Genomic DNA, 19,677 nt, shown 5'->3' on the forward strand with positions numbered 1-19,677 from the left:
TCTACACGTCAGCGGGGGGCCATGCGCAAGGCGCCATCCAGACGGATGGTTTCGCCGTTGAGCATGGGGTTGGCAATGATGTGATCCGCCAGCAGGGCGTATTCCGCGGGCATGCCCAGGCGCGCCGGGTGCGGCACCGAGGCTGACAAGGTCTTGCGGGCATCGTCAGAAACGCGAGCCAGCATGGGCGTATCGAAAATTCCAGGCGCGATGGTGCAGACGCGTATCGCCTTGCTGGCCAGGTCGCGCGCGGCCACGATGGTCATGCCCACCACGCCGGCCTTGGAAGAGGCATAGCCGATCTGGCCGATCTGGCCTTCGTACGCCGCCACCGAAGCGGTCAGGATGCAGACGCCCCGTTCGCCTTCGTCGTCCACCGGGTTGCGCGCCATATGGGCCGCCGCCACGCGCAGGGTGTTGAAAGTGCCGATCAGATTGATGCGGACGATGTCCGTATAGGTTTCCAGCGAGCCGGGATTTCCTTCTTTGTCGATGAGACGCACCGGCCCGCCGCGGCCCGCGCAATGCACCAGCACCCGCAAGGGGCCGAGCGTGGCCGCCAGTTCGCACGCGGCCTGCACGTCGGCCTCCCGGGTGACATCCGTGGGAGCGAACAGCGCCCCGATATCGCGGGCGGCTATCTCCCCCGCTGAACCAGGCAGATCCGCGATCACCACCTTCATGCCCTGCGCGACCAGGCGTTGCGCCGTCGCCAGGCCCAGCCCGGATGCGCCGCCTGTCACCAGCGCGCTGTTGCCTTCTGTCTTCATGCCAAAGCCCTCAGTGACGAAAAAGGAAATTTCATAGTACATACCAATGAGTATCTGATCAATAAAAACCAAAAAACTGATTTTTTACCTAGGGAAAATGCCTAGAATCAAACTTTATTTACGCCGTTGACCTATCAAAATACCGAATGGTATGTTTACTCCGACAGCCGATTCAGAGTGCCGGAGACCTACCGGCCCGCGGCCTCCGTCAACCGTTGCACCACGCAGTCCCCATTTATGCAGCACGGCGGCCATGGCCGCCGCAGCGCCGGCGCAGACCGGTGTCACAAAAATCAGGAGACAGGCATGAAGCGGATACAACAGTTATTGCGCATGGCATCGCCCCTGGCGCTGGCGGCCTCGATGGCCTTGTGCGCACCCGTCGGGGCGGCCCCCGCGCCCATCAAGGTAGGCGTCATCTTCCCGTTGTCGGGCGGCGCGGGTCCGCAAGGCCAGCACGTCACGCAAGCGATTCAGGCCATGGCGGCGGTGATCAATGAAGACGGCGGCGTGCTCGGCCGTCCGATCGAGATCGTGTCGCGCGACGACGAATCCACGCCGGCGGTCGGCGTGTCACGCGCCACCGAACTCATCAGCGCCGGCGTGTCGGTCATCATCGAAGGCTGGAACAGCCCGGTGACGTTGGCGATGCAGCCCGTGATCGCCCGCGCCGGCGTGCTGGACATCACCGCAATCTCCAAGGCAGACCCCATTCTTTCCGGCGAAGGCAATCCGCTGGCGATCCGGCTGAACAGCTCGAACGCACAGGACGGCACGGTCATCGCCGAATACATCGCCAAGACCGCCGGCGCCAAGCGCGTCGCCTTTCTTACCGAGAACGACGCCTACGGCAACGGTGCGCAGGAATCCATCGAGAAGGCGCTGAAGGCTCTCGGGCACACCTATGAAAAAGTGGCCGAGGAGAAATTCCCCTTCACCCAAGCCGACTTCCGCGTCGCCATGACCAACGTGCGCGCCGCCAAGCCAGACATCACCGTCGCCATTAACGCCAACGAAGGCCTGGGCATGCCCGCCATCATCCGCCAGGCCCGCCAATCACGCCTGCCGGGCCAACTGGTGAGCGCGGTCGGCACCGTGGCCCCCAGCGTCATCAACGTAGCGGGCGATGCCTCGGACGGCCTGATAGGCGCGGACATCTACTTCCCCGACGTCGAGCCCTTCGCCTCGAACAGCGCCAACAAGCGCTTCGTCGCCAAGACGCAGGAGATGTTCAAGTACACGCCGGACAAGTTCATGGCGCTGGGCGCGACCTCGCTGCAGGTTTGGGCCCAGGCGGTCAACGAGCTCAAGACGCTCGATCGCGAACCTGTGGCCAAGCGCATACGCGGCGGCAGTTTCAAGGGCACGCTCATGGGCGACGTCACGTTCGAGCCCAACGGCCAGCTGCAGTCGCACTATTACCTGTTCACGGTCAAAGACCGAAAGATCGTGGTCAAGCCATGACTGCCGCCTTGCGCGTGGACAGCCTGGCCGTGCGCTACGGCGCGCTGGTCGCCCTGGAAGACGTCAGCTGGGAAGTCAGCGCCGGCGAATTGCTGGGCATCATCGGCCCCAACGGCGCCGGCAAGAGCTCGTGCTACGACGCCGTGTCTGCGCTGGTCCCCCGCGGCGGCAGCGTGCATCTGCGCGGGCGCAACATCAGCGCCGTGCCGGCCCACGGGCTGGCGCGGCTGGGCATCAAACGCGCGTTCCAGCAAAACGCCTTCTTTGACCAGTTGAGCGTGCGCGACAACATGGTGGCGGCGTTGGGCGGCACGGCCGGCCTCGGCGCCTGCATCCTGCGCCCGCTGACGGCGGGCCGGCAGGCGCAGGCCCTGCGCGACCAGGCCGCCAAGCGCCTGGAGCGCTTCGGCCTGCCGCCCGATTGCCACGATCTGAAGCCGCATGAAATCTCGTACGGCATGCAGCGCATGCTGTCGATCGCGCTGGCCTACGGCTCGGGCGCCGACGTGCTGCTGCTGGACGAACCCGCCGCGGGGCTGGGCGGCGCCGACATGGCAGCCCTGACCTCGCTGTTGCGCTCGCTCAAGGCCGAAGGCGTGGCCGTGGTGGTGATCGAGCATCACATGGACCTCATCATGTCCGTCGCCGACCGCATCTGCGTCCTCAACCTCGGCAAGACTTTGGCCTGCGGCACGCCGGCAGAGATCCAGCGCGACCCGCGCGTGCTCCAGGCCTATCTCGGAGGCGATTCATGATGTCCACGCCACACGTACTCAGCGCGCGGCGTCTCGATGTCGCCTATGCCGGCAATCGCGTGCTCCAGCTTGACCAGCTGGACCTGCGGGCCGGAGAGATCGTCGGGGTGATAGGCGCCAATGGAGCAGGCAAGTCGACGCTGGTCAACGCCCTGCTGGGCTGGTCGCGCGGTCAGCCCGCGGTCAGCGGCGAGGTCCAGCTTTCGGGACGGCCCATCGACGGCCTGCCGACACATGAGCGCGTACGCGCGGGACTGTTGCTGGTGCCGGAGTCTCGCCTGGTTTTTTCACGCATGACGGTGGAAGAGAATCTCGCCCCCGCCATCACGCCCGCCGAGGACTCGTCGCGCCGCTATTACAAGCGCGACGATGTCTACGATCTATTCCCCCGTCTGCGCGAACGCCGCCTGCACCTGGGCGGTCAGCTCTCCGGCGGCGAGCGGCAGATGCTGGGCATCGGCCGCTCGCTCATGATGGGGCCGCGCGCCCTGCTGCTGGATGAACCTTCCATCGGGCTCGCGCCCATGCTGGTGACGCAAGTGCTGCAAAGCCTGCGCTCGCTCGCCAGCGCCGGCCTGGCCATCCTGCTGGTGGAACAGAACGTACGCGCCGCCTTGCAGGTGGTCGATCGTCTGCTGCTGCTCGAGCGCGGCCGGCTGGTGCTGCAAGGCCCCGCAGCAGAGGTCGGCGCGGATCCACGCATCGCGCAAGCCTATCTGGGAGCACATACGACATGAGCCTGCTGCAACAGTTGATAAATGGCCTGGTGCTGGGCCATGCCTACGCGCTGATCGCCATCGGCTGGACCTTGTTGCTGGGCGTTGCCCGGCTGGTCAACTTCGGCCACGGCCAGATGTACATGCTGGGCGCCTTCGTCACCTGGTGGGCGACCACCACCGCCGGCCTGCCCTATCTGCTGGCCTTGCCGCTGGCCATGGCGGCCGGCGCGCTGATCGGCATCATCATGCAGCGCATCATGCTGCGCGCCACGTTCGAACAGAACCTTGTGTCGATCATGATCATGACGCTCGGCTTTGGCTATGTCATGCACGGCGCAGCGTCGTTGGCCTTCGGCTCGACAGGACAAATTCTGGATACCGCCTGGTCGCAGCGCGATATCGAGATCGGCGACCTGTGGCTGACCTGGCAGGATGCCGCCATCGTCGCCGCCGCCATCCTGCTGTTCCTGCTGCTCAAGCGCGTGCTCGACGGCAGCCGCGCCGGAAGGCTGGTGCGCATGGTGGCCGAGGATCCCAAGCTGGCCCAACTGGCGGGTATCAACGTACGGCAGGTCTACTACGGCGTGTTCGCCTTCGAAGGCGCGGCGGTCGCCCTGGCCGCCGGGCTGGTGGCCCCGCGCACGCCGATCCTGACCTCCATGGGTTTCGAAGAGGTGATCATCACTTTCGTGGTGGTCGTGCTGGGGGGCATCGGCAGCGTGACCGGCAGTTACGTCGCGGGTGTCGCACTGGGCGTCTTCACCGCGCTGTTCAGCGCCCTGGTGTCGCCCGCATACGCAACCGCCGCGGCCTTCGTCGTACTGATTGGCGTGCTGGTGCTGCGCCCTGGCGGCCTGACCGCCGGCTCGATGAAAGGAGTCCATTGATGGCCACGCTTTCCGCCTCGCGTCTCGCGCTGCTACCGGGCGCCGTCATCGTATTCTTCCTGCCTTCCTGGCTGGGCGGCAGCCAGGCTCTCTACAGCGCCGCCGTGCTGATCGCCATCATGGCCGTCATGGCCTACGGGCTGGATGTCATCGTCTCGGACCTGGGCGAGGTGAGCCTGGGACATACTGTCTTCTTCGCCGCGGGAGCTTATGTGACGGCGTTGCTGGCTACCCGCTCCGGCGCCAGCGCCTGGTTGACGCTGGCCGCGTCGATTGCGGTCGCCCTGGGATTGGCGGCAGTAATCGGATTGGCCACCCTGCGCTTGCGCGAGTTCGTCTTTTCGCTGGTGACGTACGCGGTCGCCGTGGTCGCCATGACCCTGGCAGCCAACTGGGCCTTCCTGGGCGGCTCGGATGGCATCCGCGGCCTGCCCACGCTGGACGTGTCCATCGGCGGCTGGACGCTCAGTGCCGGCAATGACCAGACGCTCTGGCCCTACGCGTTCACGCTGCTGGCGATCACGCTCTACCTGGTGGACCGCTTCCGCCACTCGCGCCTGGGCCAGGCGGCGCTGATGGTGCACCTGAATCCCCGCCTGGCCACCATGAACGGCATCGATCCGCTCAGGGTGCGCCTGCAGGTCTTCCTGTTCTCGGCGCCCATCACGGCCTGCGCGGGCTGGCTGTATGCCTATCAGCGCGCCTACGTCAGCGCCGACATCCTTGAAACCTACTTCCTCATCCTGATGCTGACCGCCGTCGTACTGGTCGGCCGCCGCCAGTTGCTCGGGCCGCTGTTGGCCACCGCGTTGATCCTGATCCAGGAAAAGTTTTTCTCGTTCGGAGGCTATGTCGACAAAATCGTGCTCGGCAGCCTGCTGATCCTTGTTCTGGCTTTCTTTCCGCAAGGGCTGATGGGCCTGCTGGCGACACGTCGCAAGCGTCCCAAGGCCATGGCGACCACACTGGAGAACTCGAAGTGACTGTTATCTGGAATCCCACACTGGACGATACCGCCACCCGCTGGCAGGCCCTGGCCCATAAGCTGGGCTCCGAGCGCTTCGCGCCGCTCGCCCCCGAACTGGACCGTGAACAACGCTATCCCTGGGAGACCATCGCCGCCCTGGTGGAAAACAAGTTCACCGGCCTGTTCCTACCCACGCAATGGGGCGGCCAGGGCGCCAACCTGGTCGCCACCGTGGCGGCGGTCGAAGCCCTGGGCACGCACTGCGCTTCGACCGCCGCCATCATGTGCGCCTATCAGTTGGGCGCGTTCCCCCTGCTGCTGGCCGGCACGGACGAGCAGAAATCCTTCTATCTGCGCGAAATGGCCGAGGGCCGCGCCACCAGCTTTGCGCTTTCCGAGCGCATCGCCGGTTCGGATGCCGCGGCCATCGAGGCCACGGCCGTGCGCGAAGGCGGCGGCTGGCGCCTGCGCGGGGAGAAATACTGGATCGGCAATGGCGGCGCGTCTCGTTACTACGTGGTCTTTGCCAAGACCGACCCGGCGGCAGGAGGACGCGGCATCAGCGCCTTCATGGTCGACAAGGAGCAGCCGGGCGCGGTCATTGACGAACTCTCCGACAAGATGGGCATCCGCGGCACCCAGACCTCGAACCTGAAACTCGACCTGGTCGTGCCCGAAAGCGCCCAGGTCGGTGAACTCAACCGCGCGCTGCGCCTGGCGTTGCAGACGTTGAATGTCGGCCGCATCATGGTCGCCGCCCAGTCCCTGGGCGTGGCGCTGGCGAGCTACCGCGAGGCCGCCGCCCGCGCCGTGGCGCGCCGGACTTTTGGCCAACCCATCGGGGACAACCAGGCCATCGGCTTTCGCCTTGCCGACATGGCCACGGAAATCTCGGCTGCCCGCATGATGCTGTACCAGGCTGCCCAAGCCTATGACCGCCAGGAAGACGTCTCCAACCTGGGCGCCATGACCAAGCTGTTCGCCTCGGAGGTTTCGCACCGGGTAGTGGACAATACCGTTCAGATCTGGGGCGGGCTGGGCTACTGCAAGCCTACGGTGGCCGAGCGGCTGTACCGCGACCAGCGCATACTCGAGATCTATGAGGGCTCTTCCGAAATCCAGCGGCTGGTCTTGTCGCGCGCGGTACGCAAGGAGGCGGAAGAGCTGGCTATTTGACCCGATTCCGAAAAGAGGTAGCAATGGTGAGTGCACAACAGAACCCGGCAGAAGTGGGCGGCGGCGAGTCGCGCGAGGAAATCCTGCAGGCGGCCGCGGAACTCTTCATGGAGTTCGGCTATGCGGCCACTTCCATCGACGCGGTCGCCCAACGCCTGGGCGCCACCAAGGGCCGCATCTATCACCACTACCGGAGCAAGGCCGACCTGTTCTTCGACGTGCAGGTGGCGGCAATGACCCGGCTGACGGACGAGATCGACCCCATCGCCCGCGGCGGCGGCAAGGCGGTCGAACGCCTGTCGGCCATGGCGCTGCGCCATACCCAGATCCTGCTCAAGGAATTGCCGATGCAGAAGGTGGCGGTGCAGGGGCTGGAGCGTCACCTGCTCGAGGCGTCCGCGGCCGCCAAGCGGCTGCGGTCCGTGGTGAAGATGCGCGATGACTACGAGCAGATGTTCGTCGAGGTGATCGATGACGGCATCCGCGAACGTGACTTCGTGGACCTTCCCGCCAGGATGTTGAGCAAACCCTTCTTTGGCGCGCTGAACTGGGCCACCGTGTGGTACAGCCAGCGGCGTCTGCAGAGCGACGCGGCGATAGACGATATCGCGCACACCCTCGCGGCCTATGCGCTGCGGGGGCTACTCAAGGACTCCAACAATGAAGCAGCAAGAGCAACTCCCCTATTCCAGTACCATCTGGGATGAGGTCGAAACCTGGTCGCGCGACCGCATCGAGACCTTCCAGCTCGAAGCCTTGCGCCGGCAGTTGCGGCGCGTCGCGGATACCAGCGAGCACTACCGCAAGGTGTTCGCGGACGCGGGCTTCGTTCCAGAAGACCTCAAGACCCTGGCAGACCTGAGACGCCTGCCTTTCACCCACAAGCGCGACTATCTCGAAGGCCTGCGCGCCGCGCCGCCCTTCGGCACGCTGGCCGCGGTCCAGCCCGGCGAGGCCGTGCGGGTGCACTTTTCCTCCGGCACCACGGCGCAGCCCGCTCCCGTGCTCTGGACCCAGCATGACGTGGACCGCTGGGCCGAGCTGTACGCACGCTATCTCTACGGCCAGGGGCTGCGCCGCGGCGATGTCTTCCAATGCATGTTCAATTACGCCTGGTTCGTCGGCGGCCTGGGCGCCACCCTGGCCGCGCAGCGGGTCGGCGCGCTGGTGATTCCGGGCTCCTCCGGCGACACGCAACGCCAGGTGGAAACCATCTTCCAGTACGGCACGGACTGCGTCATCGGCACCCCGTCCTTCATGGCCCACATGGCCGAGACCGCCCAATCCATGGGACGCGACCTGCGCGAATCCCGCGTGCGCATGGTCTGCGTCGGCGGCGAGCCCGGCGCCAGCGTGGCCGGCACGCGCGAACGCATCGAGCGCCTGTGGGGCGCCAAGATGTTCGACTGCTACGGCGCCCTGGAATGCCAACCCATAGGCTGGGATACCGCCGCGCAGCTCGGCCCCACGTTGGCCGAGGATTTCATCTACGTCGAAATCCTGCACCCCGACACGCATGAGCCGGTGGCCGACGGCGAACGCGGCGTGCTGGTGCTCACCCATCTGGACAAGCAGGCCTGCCCGCTGGTGCGCTGGTGGACTGGCGACATCGTGGTGCGCGACAGCCGCCCGGGCCCCGATGGCCGCACCCATGCCCGCCTGCCTGGCGGCGTGCTCGGCCGCGCCGATGACATGCTGATCGTGCGCGGCGTGAATCTGTTCCCGTCCGCCATCGAAGACGTGGTCCGTAGCTTTGCCGGCGTCAGCAATGAATACGTGATCATCATCGACGACAGCGTCAAGGATCCGAGCACGGGCTTCCTGACCGGCGTGAAGCTGCGCGTCGAACGCGAACCCGGCGCCAGCGCCGACCTCGGCGAAAGGCTGTCGCAACTGCTGCGCGATCGCCTGCAGGTGCGCTTTCACGTGGAAGTGGTGGAAAACGGCACTCTGCCGCGCACCGTCCACAAAGCCAAGCGGGTGATCCATGCCTGAGGCCGACACTCCACGCCCCCTTGCCGGCAAGCGCGTCATCGAGCTGTCGCAGTTCATCGCCGGCCCTACCGCCGCGCAGTACCTGGCGGATTTCGGCGCCGACGTGGTCAAGGTGGAGCCGCCGCGCGGCGATGGCGTGCGTACCTTGCCGGGAAATAGCTTCGGCAGCTTCTACGCTCGCAGCTTCAACACCGGCAAGCGCAGCCAGGTGCTGGACCTGGCCGCGCCGGACGGACGAGAAGCACTGGAGACGCTGCTGGCGCAGGCCGACGCCTTCATCTGCAATCTGGCCCCGGGATCGCTCGCCCGTCTGGACCTGCAAGGCCCGGCGTTATGCGCACGCCATCCCCGCCTGACCGTCGTGCTCATCTCCGGCTATGGACAGCAGGACGACCGCATCTGCATGGACACCATTGCGCAATGCGAATCCGGCTTCGCCCTCTTGAACGGCGACGAGGACGGCTCGCCGCGCCTGACCACGAGCTGGCCCGTGGACATGTTCAGCGGCATGTACGCGGGACTGTCCTGCGCGATGGCGATGCTCGAAGGCCGCGGGCGCTTGATCGATCTCTCCATGATGGAGGTGGCGTCCGCAATGCTGCTGGGGCCGGCGGCGCTGGCGCTAAGCGAAGGCGAAACACTGGATCCGCCCATGGGCAACCGCGACCGCGCGTCGGCGCCTTCCAGCATATATCGCTGCGCAGACGGCCATGTCTACATCCTGGGCGGGCTGGACAGCTATTGGGCGCGCCTGCGCCCGCTGATCGGCGCGGACGATGCGCCCATCAAGGAACGCATTCGCCGCGCGGCGCACTTCGACGCCCAGGTGGAAGCCTGGACCCTACCGCAGACCCGCGAAGCCGTGCTCCGGCAGATGCGGGATATGCAGATCCCGGCCGGCAACGTCCGGGCGCCGGCCGAAGCGCTGACGCTCATCCGCGGCCTGCGGCCTGGGGCCGTATCGCAGGAACTCGCCAACGGCGAACACGTGCCGGCCTTTCCCGCCCTGTTCGACGGTCAACGCATCCCCCGCAGCCCCACGCCGGCCATCGGCGGCGGGCGGCGGCAGGTCTCTTGAATTCCTACTTCCAGGTGAACCTCATGAAATCTGAAACTTGCATGGAATCCACCCAGGTCATGCGGCCCGGCGTTCTGGTCGGCCGCAGCGCACTGGTCACTGGCGCCGGCTCTGGCATCGGTCGTGGCATCGCCCTGCGTTTGCTGGCGCTGGGCATGGACGTGTTCGGGGTGGGACGGCGCGAAGATCCCTTGGCGGAGACCGCCGGAATGGCAGAAAAACTGACCGGCGACTTCAGCTATGCCTGCGCCAACATCCGCGACACCGCCGCCATCGAGGCGCTGATCGCCGAAGTGGGCGAACGCCAGGGCATCGACCTGCTGGTGAATAATGCCGGCGGCCAATTCTTCGCGCCCGCCGCGCAGATCAGCCGCAAAGGTTGGGATGCGGTGATCGACACCAATCTGAACGCCGTGTTCGTCGTAACCAAGGCAGCTTACCCCTTCCTCAAGGCTCGCCAAGGCACGGTGGTGAACATCTCGCTCTCGGGCGTGGACCGCGGCTCCATGGGAATTGCCCATTCCATCGCCGCACGCGCCGGCGTGCTGGGCCTGACTCGGACCCTGGCCCTGGAATGGGCTGCTGATGACATCGCGCTCAATTGCATCGGCCCCGGAGCGGTGATCACGCCAGGACTGGCCGGCGAGGCTGCGCAGGCCATGCTGGACCGCCTGGTCGCCGCCACGCCCATGGGCCGGGCCACATCGATCGAAGAAGTCGCGGAGCTGGTTGCCTTCCTGGCCACGCCGGCTGGCCACCTGATGACGGGCCAGCTGCTCCAGATCGATGGCGCTGCGCATCTGGGCAGCGGCCTGCACATGATGGACGCGCACTGACGCCATCCGGCGCTGCCGATGCGCAAATGCATCCGCAGCGCCGCCCTTCAAAACTTCGGCGCGCGCTTCTCGATGAACGCGGTGACCGCCTCGCGGTGCTCAGCAGTCTTGTGGGCCAGCGCCTGATAACTGGCCGACAGCTCCAGCAAGGACGCCAGGCTGCTGTGCTGGCCTTCGCGCAGCAGGCGCTTGGTCATGCGCATGACGCCGCCGGGATTGGCGGCGATCTTTGCGGCCAGGGTCATGGCGGTCGGCAGCAGGTCCGCCGCCGGCACCACCCGGCTGACCAGGCCCCACGCCAGCGCGTCCTGCGCGCTGATGGCCTCGCCCGTGTAGGCCATTTCGCTGGCGCGGGCCATGCCCACGGCGCGCGGCAGCAGCCAGGCGCCGCCGTCGCCCGGCACGATGCCCACACGCACGAAGCTCTCGGCGAACGTGGCCGTGTCGGCCGCGATGCGGATGTCGCACATGCAGGCGATGTCCAGTCCCGCCCCGATGGCCGGACCGTTGACGGCGCAGATGACGGGCACGTCCAGGCCATGCAGCGCAAGTGGAATGCGCTGGATGCCCTGCCGGTATTCCTCGCAGATGCGCTCGGGAGTCAGCGCATCGTCGAAAAAGCGGCGCATGTCCTTGACGTTGCCGCCCGAGCTGAAAATGGGCCCGGCGGCGGTCAGGATCAGCACCTTCACGCTGGCGTCCTGGCGGATGTCCGCGCATAGCTGCACGATCTCTTCGACGGCGGTGTTGCCGGTCAGCGCATTGCGAGTCTCCGGCTGGTTCATGGTGGCGACGACGATGCCGTCCTCGCGTTCTATCTGCAGAAAAGCCATGCAAGTTTCTCCTGAGAGCCGGGCTTACGCCGGGACGTCGGTAATCGTACGCACCAGGTCCAGCGTCGGCCCTGCATGCGCGAGCAGCGCCTCGCCCGCCACGTCATGCCAGTAGGCTTCGCTGCCTGCGGTCTGACGCCAGGCATGCAGGCGGCGCGTGTAGAGTTGCAAATCGTATTCTTCCGTAAAGCCGATCGCGCCATGCACGGCGTGCGCCAGCTCGGACACCACCAGCGCCGCCTCGCTGCAGCGCGCCTTGGCGACCGCCACCCGCAGCCGGTCCGGCGCCACGCCGTCGGCATGGCAGCCGAGCTGCGCCGCCATGCGTGCGGCGCAGACATGCTCGCTCATGACGGCCAGCTGATGCTGGATGGCTTGGAACTTGCCGATGGGCCGGCCGAACTGCTGGCGCTCATTGGCGTATTGCAGGGTGCGCTCCAGCACGCTGCCCAGCGCGCCCGCCATCTGCGGCGCGACCACGCAGGCCTGCATGGTGCGGACGTCGGTAGCCGCGTCCATCGGCGCCAACGGCGCAGCCGCGACCTGGGCCGGGGTCCAGCTCAGGGCGGCGTCCAATGCCAGCGCCTGCGGCTCCCTATGCGCCTGCGCGGCGTCCAGCAGGCGCCAGGCATCGCCCGTCTGCACAAGCACACTGTCAGCCACCGCGCCGCCGCGCACCAGCGCGCAATGCCAGGCGCCATCCGCCTGTTGCACGCCGCGTGCCAATGCAATGCTGCCAGCAGGCCGCTGCGCCGCCGGCAGCAGCGCGCGCGCGATCATGGTCTCGCCCAGCAACAAGGGCAGCGCATGAGCGCCGCATTGCTCCAGCACGCCGAACACCTGCTCCAGGCTCAGCCCGGAACCGCCCTCTTCCTCGCCGACCAGCGCGTCGGCCAGGCCGGTGTCCTCCAGCTGTTGCCAGAGCCTGCCGGCGGCGTCGCCGCCCGCTTCGATATCGCGCACCGCCTGCGGCGTGCAATGGTCCGCCAGCACCTGGCGCGCGGCATCGGCGTAAAGATCGTTATCGCTCATGTCATGCTCCTTCAGCGCAGGCCCAGGCCGCGCGCGATCATGCCGCGCAGAATCTCGCGGGTGCCGCCCCGCAGGGAAAACGAGGGCGAGGCCTCCGTCACGTACTTCAAGGTCATCAGCAGTTCCACCGGAATGTCCTCGGCCTCGCGCGAGTACAGGTCTTCCGCAATCCAGGCCGGAATCATCTGTTCCAGCGTGGTGCCCAGCTCCTTGACCAGCGCCGCCTCCACGATGGGGCTGGCGCCGCGCGTCAGCTTCTCCTGCACCGACAGCGACATGGCCCGCAACGGCGTCAGCTGGCCGAGCACCTTGCCGGCCAGCCGCCGGGACGAGGGCGTGCGATTGGCGGGCAGGCGCGCATAGTCCAGCCATTGATCGAACAGCACGATGCTGGAATACAGCCGTTCCGGGCCGCTGCGCTCGAACGCCAGTTCGGCCGTGACCTGCTCCCAGCCCTGCCCTTCGTCGCCCACCAGCGCATCGGCGTCCAACTGCACGTTATCGAAGAACACTTCGCAGAAGTGGCTGTCTCCCGACAGGTCCTCGATCGGCCGCACCGTCACGCCGGGCAGGGACAGGTCGACGATCACCTGCGACAGGCCCTTGTGGCGATCCTCCGGCCCGCCCGAGGTGCGCACCAGCGCAATCATGTACTGGCAGTGATGGGCGTTGGTGGTCCAGATCTTCTGACCGTTGAGCAGCCAGCCGCGGTCGTTCGGCGCCGCGCGCGTGCGCACGCTGGCCAGGTCCGACCCCGAGTTGGGCTCGCTCATGCCTATGCAGAAGAAAGACTCGCCGCGGCAGATCCGGGGAACATGAAAGCGTTTCTGCGCTTCCGTGCCGTACTTGAGGATGAGCGGCGCACTCTGCCGGTCCGCGATCCAGTGCGACCCGACCGGCGCGCCGGCATTGAGGAATTCCTCTACCAGCACATAGCGCGCAAAGGCGCTGCGTCCGCCCCCGCCGTATTCGCGCGGCAGCGTCAGGCCGATCCAGCCGAGCTCGCCCACGCGGCGACTGAACGCGGTGTCGTAGCCGCCCCAGGAACGCGCCCGGATATGCGCCGGCATGTCGCGCACGGCTTCCTGCAGGAAGGCGCGCACGGCGGGACGCAGGGCCTCGTCCTCGGGAGGAATGCGCGTCAGCGGCAACGCCAGTGAATTCAGACTGCTCATCCCAGGACTCCATTGATTCGATGTGTATGCAGGGTCTCCGCACTCAAGCCCAGCAGGCGGGCCAGGACTGCGTCGGTATGCTGGCCCAGTTGCGGCGGCGCGTGGCGGTAGCTCACCGGCGTGTCCGACAGGCGGATGGGGCTGGCGACCAGCGGCACTTCGCCCGCCTTCGGGTGCTGCATGCTCATGCGCAGGCCGCGCGCCTGGACCTGCGGATCCTCGAATACGTCCGCGACGGTGTTGATGGGTCCGCAAGGCACGCCGTGCTGCTCCAGCAGCGCGACCCAGTCGCGCGTGCTGCGGGTGACGGTGATGGCGCGCAAGCCTTCGATCAGTTCCTCACGATGGGCAATCCGCGCCGCATTGCGCGCAAAGCGCTCGTCCTCGGCCCATTGCGGCCGTTCTATGGCGACGCACAGCCGGGCGAATTGCCCATCGTTGCCGACGGCCAGGATCATATGCCCGTCGGCGGTCGGAAAATCCTGATACGGCAGCGTATTCGGATGCGCGTTGCCCATGCGGCGCGGCGCCTGCTGGCCGTACAGATAGTTCATCGCCTGATTGCCCAGGCAGGCGACGCCCACGTCAAGCAAGGCCAGATCAATATGCTGGCCGCGCCCGGTGTGCGCACGCGCCTGCAGCGCTGCCAGGATGGCGGTACTGGCATACAGTCCCGTCAGGATGTCGGTCAACGCCACGCCCACTTTCATGGGACCGCCGCCGGGCATGCCGTCGGGATGCCCCGTGATGCTCATCAAGCCGCCCATGCCCTGGATCAAAAAGTCGTAGCCGGCGCGATGCGCATACGGACCGTCCTGGCCGAAGCCGGTGACCGAGCAATACACCAGCCTGGGATTCAGCTCGCTCAGCGACGCATAGTCCAGCCCGTATTGCGCAAGGCCCCCGGTCTTGAAGTTCTCGATCAGCACATCGCATTGCCGCGCCAGCTGCCGCACCAGTTCCTGCCCCTCGGGCTTGGTGAAATCGATGCTGACCGACTGCTTGTTGCGGTTGGCGCACATGTAATAGGCGGACTCGCCCGTGGGCTGCCCCGCCGGATCGGTCACGTAGGGCGGCCCCCAGGCGCGCGTATCGTCGCCCGTGCCCGGCCGCTCCACCTTGATCACTTCAGCGCCCAGGTCGCCCAGCGTCTGGGCGGCCCAGGGGCCGGCCAGCACGCGCGACAGATCGAGCACCTTCACATTCTGCAGGGCTTGCGACGTCATGCTCGCCTCTTCCTTCATTGTTGGGGAACGTTCGCCTTCTTGACGATGCGCTGCCACAGCGCGATTTCCTTCTGCTGGAATTCGTGCATCTGCGCAGGACCGCCCGTCATCGGCGTGGCGCCCAGGCGTTCATAGAAGGCGCGGGTTTCGGGCATCTTGGAGATGCGCGTGAACAGCTCGGCCAGGCGCTCGGTCTGTTCGGCCGGCGTCTTGGCGCTGACCATCGCGCCCACCCAGGTATAGGCTTCGAATCCGGGCAGGCCGGCCTCGGTCGCCGTCGGCACATCGGGTGAAGTCCCGACACGCTGGTCCGACGCCACCGCCACCACCTTCACGCGGCCGTCCTTGGCCAGCTCCTGCACCGCTGTCACCTCGGCGAACGTGTAGTCCACCGTGCCGCCGGCCACAGCCATGATGGCATCGCCGGCGCCCTTGAACGGCACATGTACCGTCTTCAGACCGGCGCTGTCGTTCAGCAACTCCCCCATCAATTGGTAGCCGGCAGAGCCCGCGCCGAAATTCACCTTGCCGGGATTGGCCTGGGCGTAGGCGATCAGATCCTTCAGGGTGCCGTACGGCGCCTGCGGACTGACTGCCAGCATGGCGGGTGAGCGCATCATCATGGTCAGCGGCGCGAAATCCTTGACGGGATCGTAGGGCAGCGCCTTGAACAGCGCCGCATTGACCGCCAGCGTCGAATTGCTGCCGATGAACACCGTGTAGCCATCCGCCGGCGCCGACAACACGTTCTTCACCGCGATGAAACCATTGGCGCCCGGCTTGTTCTCCACTACTACCGGCTGGCCGGTAAGTTCCTGCAGCTGGCGGGCGAAATAGCGGGCCGAGGTATCGGTGCCGCTGCCTGGGCCGAACGGCACCACGAACTTGATCGGGCGGGCGGGGAAGGTCTCGGCGTGCGCGACGGCCTGATGGCCGGCGGCGCCAAGCAAGGCCACGGCCAACATGGCCGTCAGCATCTTTCTGCGGTGTTGCATGGAAGTCTCCTTTGCGTGGATGGCCGGCCGCTCTAGGCGGCGGTCCTGGCCATATGGTCCAGCGGATGACTTTAGGCGTGCTTGATGGGGCTGTCTAATATTAAGAATTTGAGATTTGATATCGAATGAATATCAGGAACCATCGATTTCCACCCGCCATCAAATAAGCCCGCTGATCAATGCGCCGCCACGCCCAGCTCCTTGATCAGCCCCGGCACGACCGAATACTCCTCCCGATACTCCTTCAGGAACTCCTCCGGCGTATTGCCCACCGCGTCGAAGCCGATGTTCTCCAGATACTTGCCGAACTCCGGATCCCGCACCACCTGCTGAGCCGCCGCCGCAAGCTTCTGCACCACGTCCGCAGGCATGCCGGCGGGGCCGCTCAGGCCGACCCAGGCCTTGTTCTTGAATATGAAGGCGTCGTATCCCGCTTCGGCGAAGGTCTGGACCCCAGGCAGCAGCGCCGAGCGCTTGTCGCCGATAACGGCGATGGCCTTGACCTTGCCGTCCGCGATCATGGGCGCCGCAATGCTGGTTGATGTGAAGGTAAATGCCAACTGCCCGCCCAGCAGGTCGGTCATCGCCGGCGGAGATCCCTTGTAGGGGACTTCGATGAACTTCACCGAAGACTGCGTGGCCAGGCTCTCCATGATCAGTTGCGGGTACGAGCCCGGACCATACGACCCATAGGCCAGAGGAACCTGCGCCGCCCGGGCCTCCTTGACCGCCCCGGCCAGGTCGCCGGCCGGCATCGACCTGTTTGCGATGAGCACGGGACCTGACGCGGCTATCTTGCTGATCAACGTGAAGTCGCGCTGCGGGTCATAAGGCACCTTCATGGTCACGACCGAAGAGATGAGCGCGTCGCCCACGCTCAGCATCAAGGTATAGCCGTCGGGCTTGGCCCGCGCGACCTCGGTGGCGCCGATGGTGCTGCCGGCGCCGGGCTTGTTTTCTATCACGACGGGCGCGCCGAGCCGCGCGGACATGAGTTCGCCCAGCTTGCGTCCGATGGCGTCGATAGGCGCGCCCGCCGGCGAGGGAACGATCCAGCGGATGGGCCGGTTCGGATAATCGGTTTGCGCCATGGCGGCGACGCTGGCCAGCGCCATGACGCCAGCCAGCCCGAACGCCAGTGTTTTTTTGATGGCGGCCATGTTGTCTCCTTCTTGCAGGATCAGGAACTAGTTGTGCGTGTCCAGGAACTCAAGCACCACGCGGTTGAATTCGTCCGGCGTTTCGAAATAAGGAGAATGGCCCGAATCTTCAAAGGTGTACTTGAGGCTGCCCGGCAGCAGCTTCGCGACCAGATGGTGGCTTTCCGGGGTCAGGAAATCGTCGTGGCTGCCGCCGGTCATCAAGGTCGGCACGCGGTAGCCCTCGAACTCGGCGGGATGGATCTTGACGTCGTCGGCCTGCATGGTCAGCGCCAGGAAGCCCTTGGGATTGAGCGCTTTGATGCAGCCGTACAGATGCAGCATCTCGGGCCGGGCTTCGACATTCTTGCGGTTCCAGCCGATACTCTTGCTACGCAGATCGTGGCGGCCGTCATCGAAGGTCTTGCCGGCCTTGCGCAGAATTTCCCAGGTCTCGGGCGAATAGGCCGGCGTCGGCGAGCCGCTGATGAAGAGCGTCTGGACGCGCTCCGGATGCTTCACGGCCAGCGGCAAGCCTGCCCATGCGCCCAGCGACTGGCACACGAGGTTTACTTTTCCTATGCCTTCCTGTTCCAGTATGGCCAGCACATCGGCGGGGTAGTGGCGCGGATGGTTGCGTTCCGGCACGCAGGGAGAGTTCTTGAAGCCCCTCAAGTCCATCACGATGACCTTGTACTTGCTGGCGAAGAAAGGCACCTGCTGATACCAGCATATGGTGTTGCCGCCGCCGCCATGGATGAACAGGACGGGCGCGCCGTCGCCATAGGTTTCGTAGTAGATGCGGGTGTCGTCGGACGCGGTTGCGTATGGCACGGATGGCTCCTTGGAGGGCGCGGTTGATCTAATATTTGCGTGTTGATTTTGTTCGATCCTCTGCGGAAAGACCGCGCTCCAAACAGACATCATGGGTGCCGCTCCAGACAACTACCCTCTGCATGTGGAACTGCTGCTGCCCGCTGGCAGGTTGAACGGCCCCATCCATGCCGCGATCGATACGTTCCGCACCGCCAACGGCATTGCCCGCAGCCGCAGCGGGCAAGCGAGCGGCCATGTGGTGACGTGGCGCTGCGTGGGCGCAGCCCTTTCGGCGGAAACGGACTCGGCGTCCGAACATCTGAGCTTCATGCCGCCCGGCGCGCCGGATTCGGCAATGGAGCGCGCCGTCTTTGTTCCGCCCCTGGAAACGGTCTCGGTGCCGCAACTGCGCGCCAGCGTGGCAAACAACGACGCCGTGCTGCACGAAATCCGCAGCGCCGTGGCGGACAGGCGCTACGTCTGCGCGGTGGGCACCGGCGTCTGGCTGGTCGCGGCGGCAGGCGTACTGGACAAGATGCAGACGCCGGTGCAATGGGCGTACCAGTCGGGCTTCGCGCGGACCCATCCGGACCTGGCCATCGCCAACGATCCGATTGTCTGGGCCAGCGAGCGCATCCTGCTTGCCGGGACGCCTTCATTGGCCTATGACTGCGTGCTCGATCTGATGGACCGCACGGGCATCGCCGGACTGGCCGGCGCATCGCGCGACAAGCTCGTCTTCGATCCCGCGCGGCAGATCATCGCTTCGACGCTGCCCATAGAGAAGGTCAGCGGTCTCACACGCGACAGCCCGCTGTACAGGGCCGTCCAGTGGTTGCTGGCACATGCCCAGGAAGCGATAACGATAGGCGACGCCGCACAACATGCGGCCGTCAGCGAAAGAACCTTGGCACGCCTTTTCCGGACGCACTTGGCGATCACACCGCATGAATTCCTCACCGATATACGGATGAGAAAGAGCCAGATGTGGCTGGAAGTGACGCTGCGCTCCGTGGAGGACATAGCCAATGACTGCGGCTATCTGGACGTGGCGGCCTTCCGTCGCGCCTTCAAGCGCAAGTTCGGCGTAACGCCGGCGGATTACCGGCGCGAGTACACGCAGCGGGGGCCGCGGGCTCGGTGGAAAATGGAGCAGTATGGAAGAGAGGTTTAGAGACTGGCTGCCGAGAACGCCAGGAACATGCGTGGAATACTCAGGGAACTTCGAGCGCGATGGGAATTACTGCAATGGCTAGCCACAAGCTGCGTATGCTGTTCGGCGCAGCAGCTTCGATCATCTTTGCCTGGTATTGCTTCCACGGATTGTCGTGGCTTGCACGCGGTGTCGGAATCATTCCGATCGCGCACTACGATCCGCCGATAGACCAGTGGATTCTGATCGGCGACCCGATACTTCAAAGCTGGCACAAGGTCCGCGTATCCGAAGACTTTACGCTTGCTGGCATCGCACTCATTTTCCTGACCCTGGTGCTGTCCTATTACGTGGCACGCGCGGCCTATCACCTCAGTTTCACGAAGGTCTTTACCCGCCACGATTGTTGGTTTGTCGCGGGATGGTTGATCGGCGCGCCATTGATGGCCGCGCTGGGGCATATGTTTGTCCTCCTGGTATTCGAGCAGGCCTGGGCTGATCGATGGCCCACGCTTGCTGGCGCGGCCGTGCTGATCGCTTTTTCCGTGTCAGCAAAGCTGTTCGCGGATTTCTGGCAGTGGCTCATGCGCAGGCGCAGGGTTCATCCGATCTGACACGGCCCCGGGCCTTGCAAGCGGCGCCCGTTCCCGGCCTGCCCTGC

At 65.8% G+C, this 19,677-nt stretch carries 20 protein-coding genes; 12 read left to right on the forward strand and 8 right to left on the reverse strand.

All coding sequences use genetic code 11. The features are described 5' to 3' along the window. Positions 1–8 precede the first annotated feature (8 nt). Positions 9–770, reverse strand: a complete 762-nt coding sequence (locus DXK93_RS14660; RefSeq protein ID WP_119450491.1) for an SDR family NAD(P)-dependent oxidoreductase — start codon at positions 768–770, stop codon at positions 9–11. Positions 771–1,076: 306 nt separating this feature from the next. On the opposite strand from DXK93_RS14660, the gene DXK93_RS14665 reads away from it, so the two are divergent. The 10 genes from DXK93_RS14665 to DXK93_RS14710 are packed head-to-tail and all read left to right on the forward strand — an operon-like array spanning position 1,077 to position 10,647. Next, a complete protein-coding gene (locus DXK93_RS14665) occupies positions 1,077–2,234 on the forward strand; it encodes an ABC transporter substrate-binding protein (protein ID WP_054452161.1) in 1,158 nt (385 codons plus the stop codon). Continuing rightward, entirely contained in the window at positions 2,231–2,989 is a 759-nt protein-coding gene (locus DXK93_RS14670) for an ABC transporter ATP-binding protein (RefSeq protein ID WP_054452162.1), read from the forward strand. The genes DXK93_RS14665 and DXK93_RS14670 overlap by 4 nt, the downstream gene beginning before the upstream one ends. After that, positions 2,986–3,726, forward strand: coding sequence for an ABC transporter ATP-binding protein (locus DXK93_RS14675; protein WP_225590391.1), 741 nt, complete (start codon positions 2,986–2,988; stop codon positions 3,724–3,726). Before DXK93_RS14670 ends, DXK93_RS14675 begins: the two co-directional genes overlap by 4 nt. After that, complete coding sequence (locus tag DXK93_RS14680; RefSeq protein ID WP_054452164.1) at positions 3,723–4,595, forward strand: branched-chain amino acid ABC transporter permease; 873 nt, start codon at positions 3,723–3,725, stop codon at positions 4,593–4,595. The genes DXK93_RS14675 and DXK93_RS14680 overlap by 4 nt, the downstream gene beginning before the upstream one ends. Further along, on the forward strand, positions 4,595–5,578 hold the full coding sequence (locus DXK93_RS14685) for a branched-chain amino acid ABC transporter permease (protein ID WP_119450431.1): 984 nt from the start codon (positions 4,595–4,597) through the stop codon (positions 5,576–5,578). The genes DXK93_RS14680 and DXK93_RS14685 overlap by 1 nt, the downstream gene beginning before the upstream one ends. Continuing rightward, a complete protein-coding gene (locus tag DXK93_RS14690; protein WP_054452166.1) occupies positions 5,575–6,738 on the forward strand; it encodes an acyl-CoA dehydrogenase family protein in 1,164 nt (387 codons plus the stop codon). Before DXK93_RS14685 ends, DXK93_RS14690 begins: the two co-directional genes overlap by 4 nt. A gap of 23 nt (positions 6,739–6,761) precedes the next feature. Further along, positions 6,762–7,445, forward strand: coding sequence for a TetR/AcrR family transcriptional regulator (locus tag DXK93_RS14695; protein WP_054452167.1), 684 nt, complete (start codon positions 6,762–6,764; stop codon positions 7,443–7,445). Next, entirely contained in the window at positions 7,399–8,733 is a 1,335-nt protein-coding gene (locus tag DXK93_RS14700; protein ID WP_119450432.1) for a phenylacetate--CoA ligase family protein, read from the forward strand. The genes DXK93_RS14695 and DXK93_RS14700 overlap by 47 nt, the downstream gene beginning before the upstream one ends. Then, positions 8,726–9,811 carry a CoA transferase gene (locus DXK93_RS14705; protein ID WP_119450433.1) on the forward strand — a complete coding sequence of 362 codons (1,086 nt, stop codon included), beginning with the start codon at positions 8,726–8,728 and terminating at the stop codon, positions 9,809–9,811. The genes DXK93_RS14700 and DXK93_RS14705 overlap by 8 nt, the downstream gene beginning before the upstream one ends. A gap of 23 nt (positions 9,812–9,834) precedes the next feature. Further along, positions 9,835–10,647: an SDR family NAD(P)-dependent oxidoreductase gene (locus DXK93_RS14710; protein ID WP_082400839.1), complete on the forward strand. Its 813-nt coding sequence runs from the start codon at positions 9,835–9,837 to the stop codon at positions 10,645–10,647. A 47-nt stretch (positions 10,648–10,694) separates the two neighbouring features. Here DXK93_RS14710 and DXK93_RS14715 read toward each other — a convergent pair whose 3' ends face one another. The 7 genes from DXK93_RS14715 to DXK93_RS14745 form a co-directional block, all read right to left on the reverse strand. Continuing rightward, the gene (locus DXK93_RS14715) at positions 10,695–11,480 is read right to left on the reverse strand and encodes a crotonase/enoyl-CoA hydratase family protein (protein ID WP_119450434.1); all 786 of its coding nucleotides are present in this window, start codon (positions 11,478–11,480) and stop codon (positions 10,695–10,697) included. A 24-nt stretch (positions 11,481–11,504) separates the two neighbouring features. Beyond that, the gene (locus DXK93_RS14720; protein WP_119450435.1) at positions 11,505–12,512 is read right to left on the reverse strand and encodes an acyl-CoA dehydrogenase family protein; all 1,008 of its coding nucleotides are present in this window, start codon (positions 12,510–12,512) and stop codon (positions 11,505–11,507) included. Positions 12,513–12,523: 11 nt separating this feature from the next. Continuing rightward, positions 12,524–13,687: an acyl-CoA dehydrogenase family protein gene (locus tag DXK93_RS14725; protein ID WP_119450436.1), complete on the reverse strand. Its 1,164-nt coding sequence runs from the start codon at positions 13,685–13,687 to the stop codon at positions 12,524–12,526. After that, the gene (locus tag DXK93_RS14730) at positions 13,684–14,931 is read right to left on the reverse strand and encodes a CaiB/BaiF CoA-transferase family protein (RefSeq protein ID WP_119450437.1); all 1,248 of its coding nucleotides are present in this window, start codon (positions 14,929–14,931) and stop codon (positions 13,684–13,686) included. Before DXK93_RS14730 ends, DXK93_RS14725 begins: the two co-directional genes overlap by 4 nt. Next, positions 14,928–15,908: a tripartite tricarboxylate transporter substrate binding protein gene (locus DXK93_RS14735; RefSeq protein ID WP_119450438.1), complete on the reverse strand. Its 981-nt coding sequence runs from the start codon at positions 15,906–15,908 to the stop codon at positions 14,928–14,930. Before DXK93_RS14735 ends, DXK93_RS14730 begins: the two co-directional genes overlap by 4 nt. 176 nt (positions 15,909–16,084) lie before the next feature. After that, the gene (locus DXK93_RS14740) at positions 16,085–17,068 is read right to left on the reverse strand and encodes a tripartite tricarboxylate transporter substrate binding protein (RefSeq protein ID WP_119450439.1); all 984 of its coding nucleotides are present in this window, start codon (positions 17,066–17,068) and stop codon (positions 16,085–16,087) included. Positions 17,069–17,095: 27 nt separating this feature from the next. Then, positions 17,096–17,881 carry an alpha/beta fold hydrolase gene (locus tag DXK93_RS14745; protein ID WP_119450440.1) on the reverse strand — a complete coding sequence of 262 codons (786 nt, stop codon included), beginning with the start codon at positions 17,879–17,881 and terminating at the stop codon, positions 17,096–17,098. 91 nt (positions 17,882–17,972) lie between these two features. On the opposite strand from DXK93_RS14745, the gene DXK93_RS14750 reads away from it, so the two are divergent. Beyond that, positions 17,973–19,037 (forward strand): GlxA family transcriptional regulator, encoded by a 1,065-nt coding sequence (locus DXK93_RS14750; protein WP_119450441.1) that lies wholly within the window; start codon positions 17,973–17,975, stop codon positions 19,035–19,037. 74 nt (positions 19,038–19,111) lie between these two features. Further along, positions 19,112–19,630, forward strand: a complete 519-nt coding sequence (locus DXK93_RS14755) for a hypothetical protein (RefSeq protein ID WP_147400244.1) — start codon at positions 19,112–19,114, stop codon at positions 19,628–19,630. The last annotated feature ends 47 nt before the right edge of the window (positions 19,631–19,677 follow it).

The organism is Achromobacter sp. K91 (assembly GCF_003576205.1).
GTDB lineage: Bacteria > Pseudomonadota > Gammaproteobacteria > Burkholderiales > Burkholderiaceae_B > Achromobacter > Achromobacter aegrifaciens.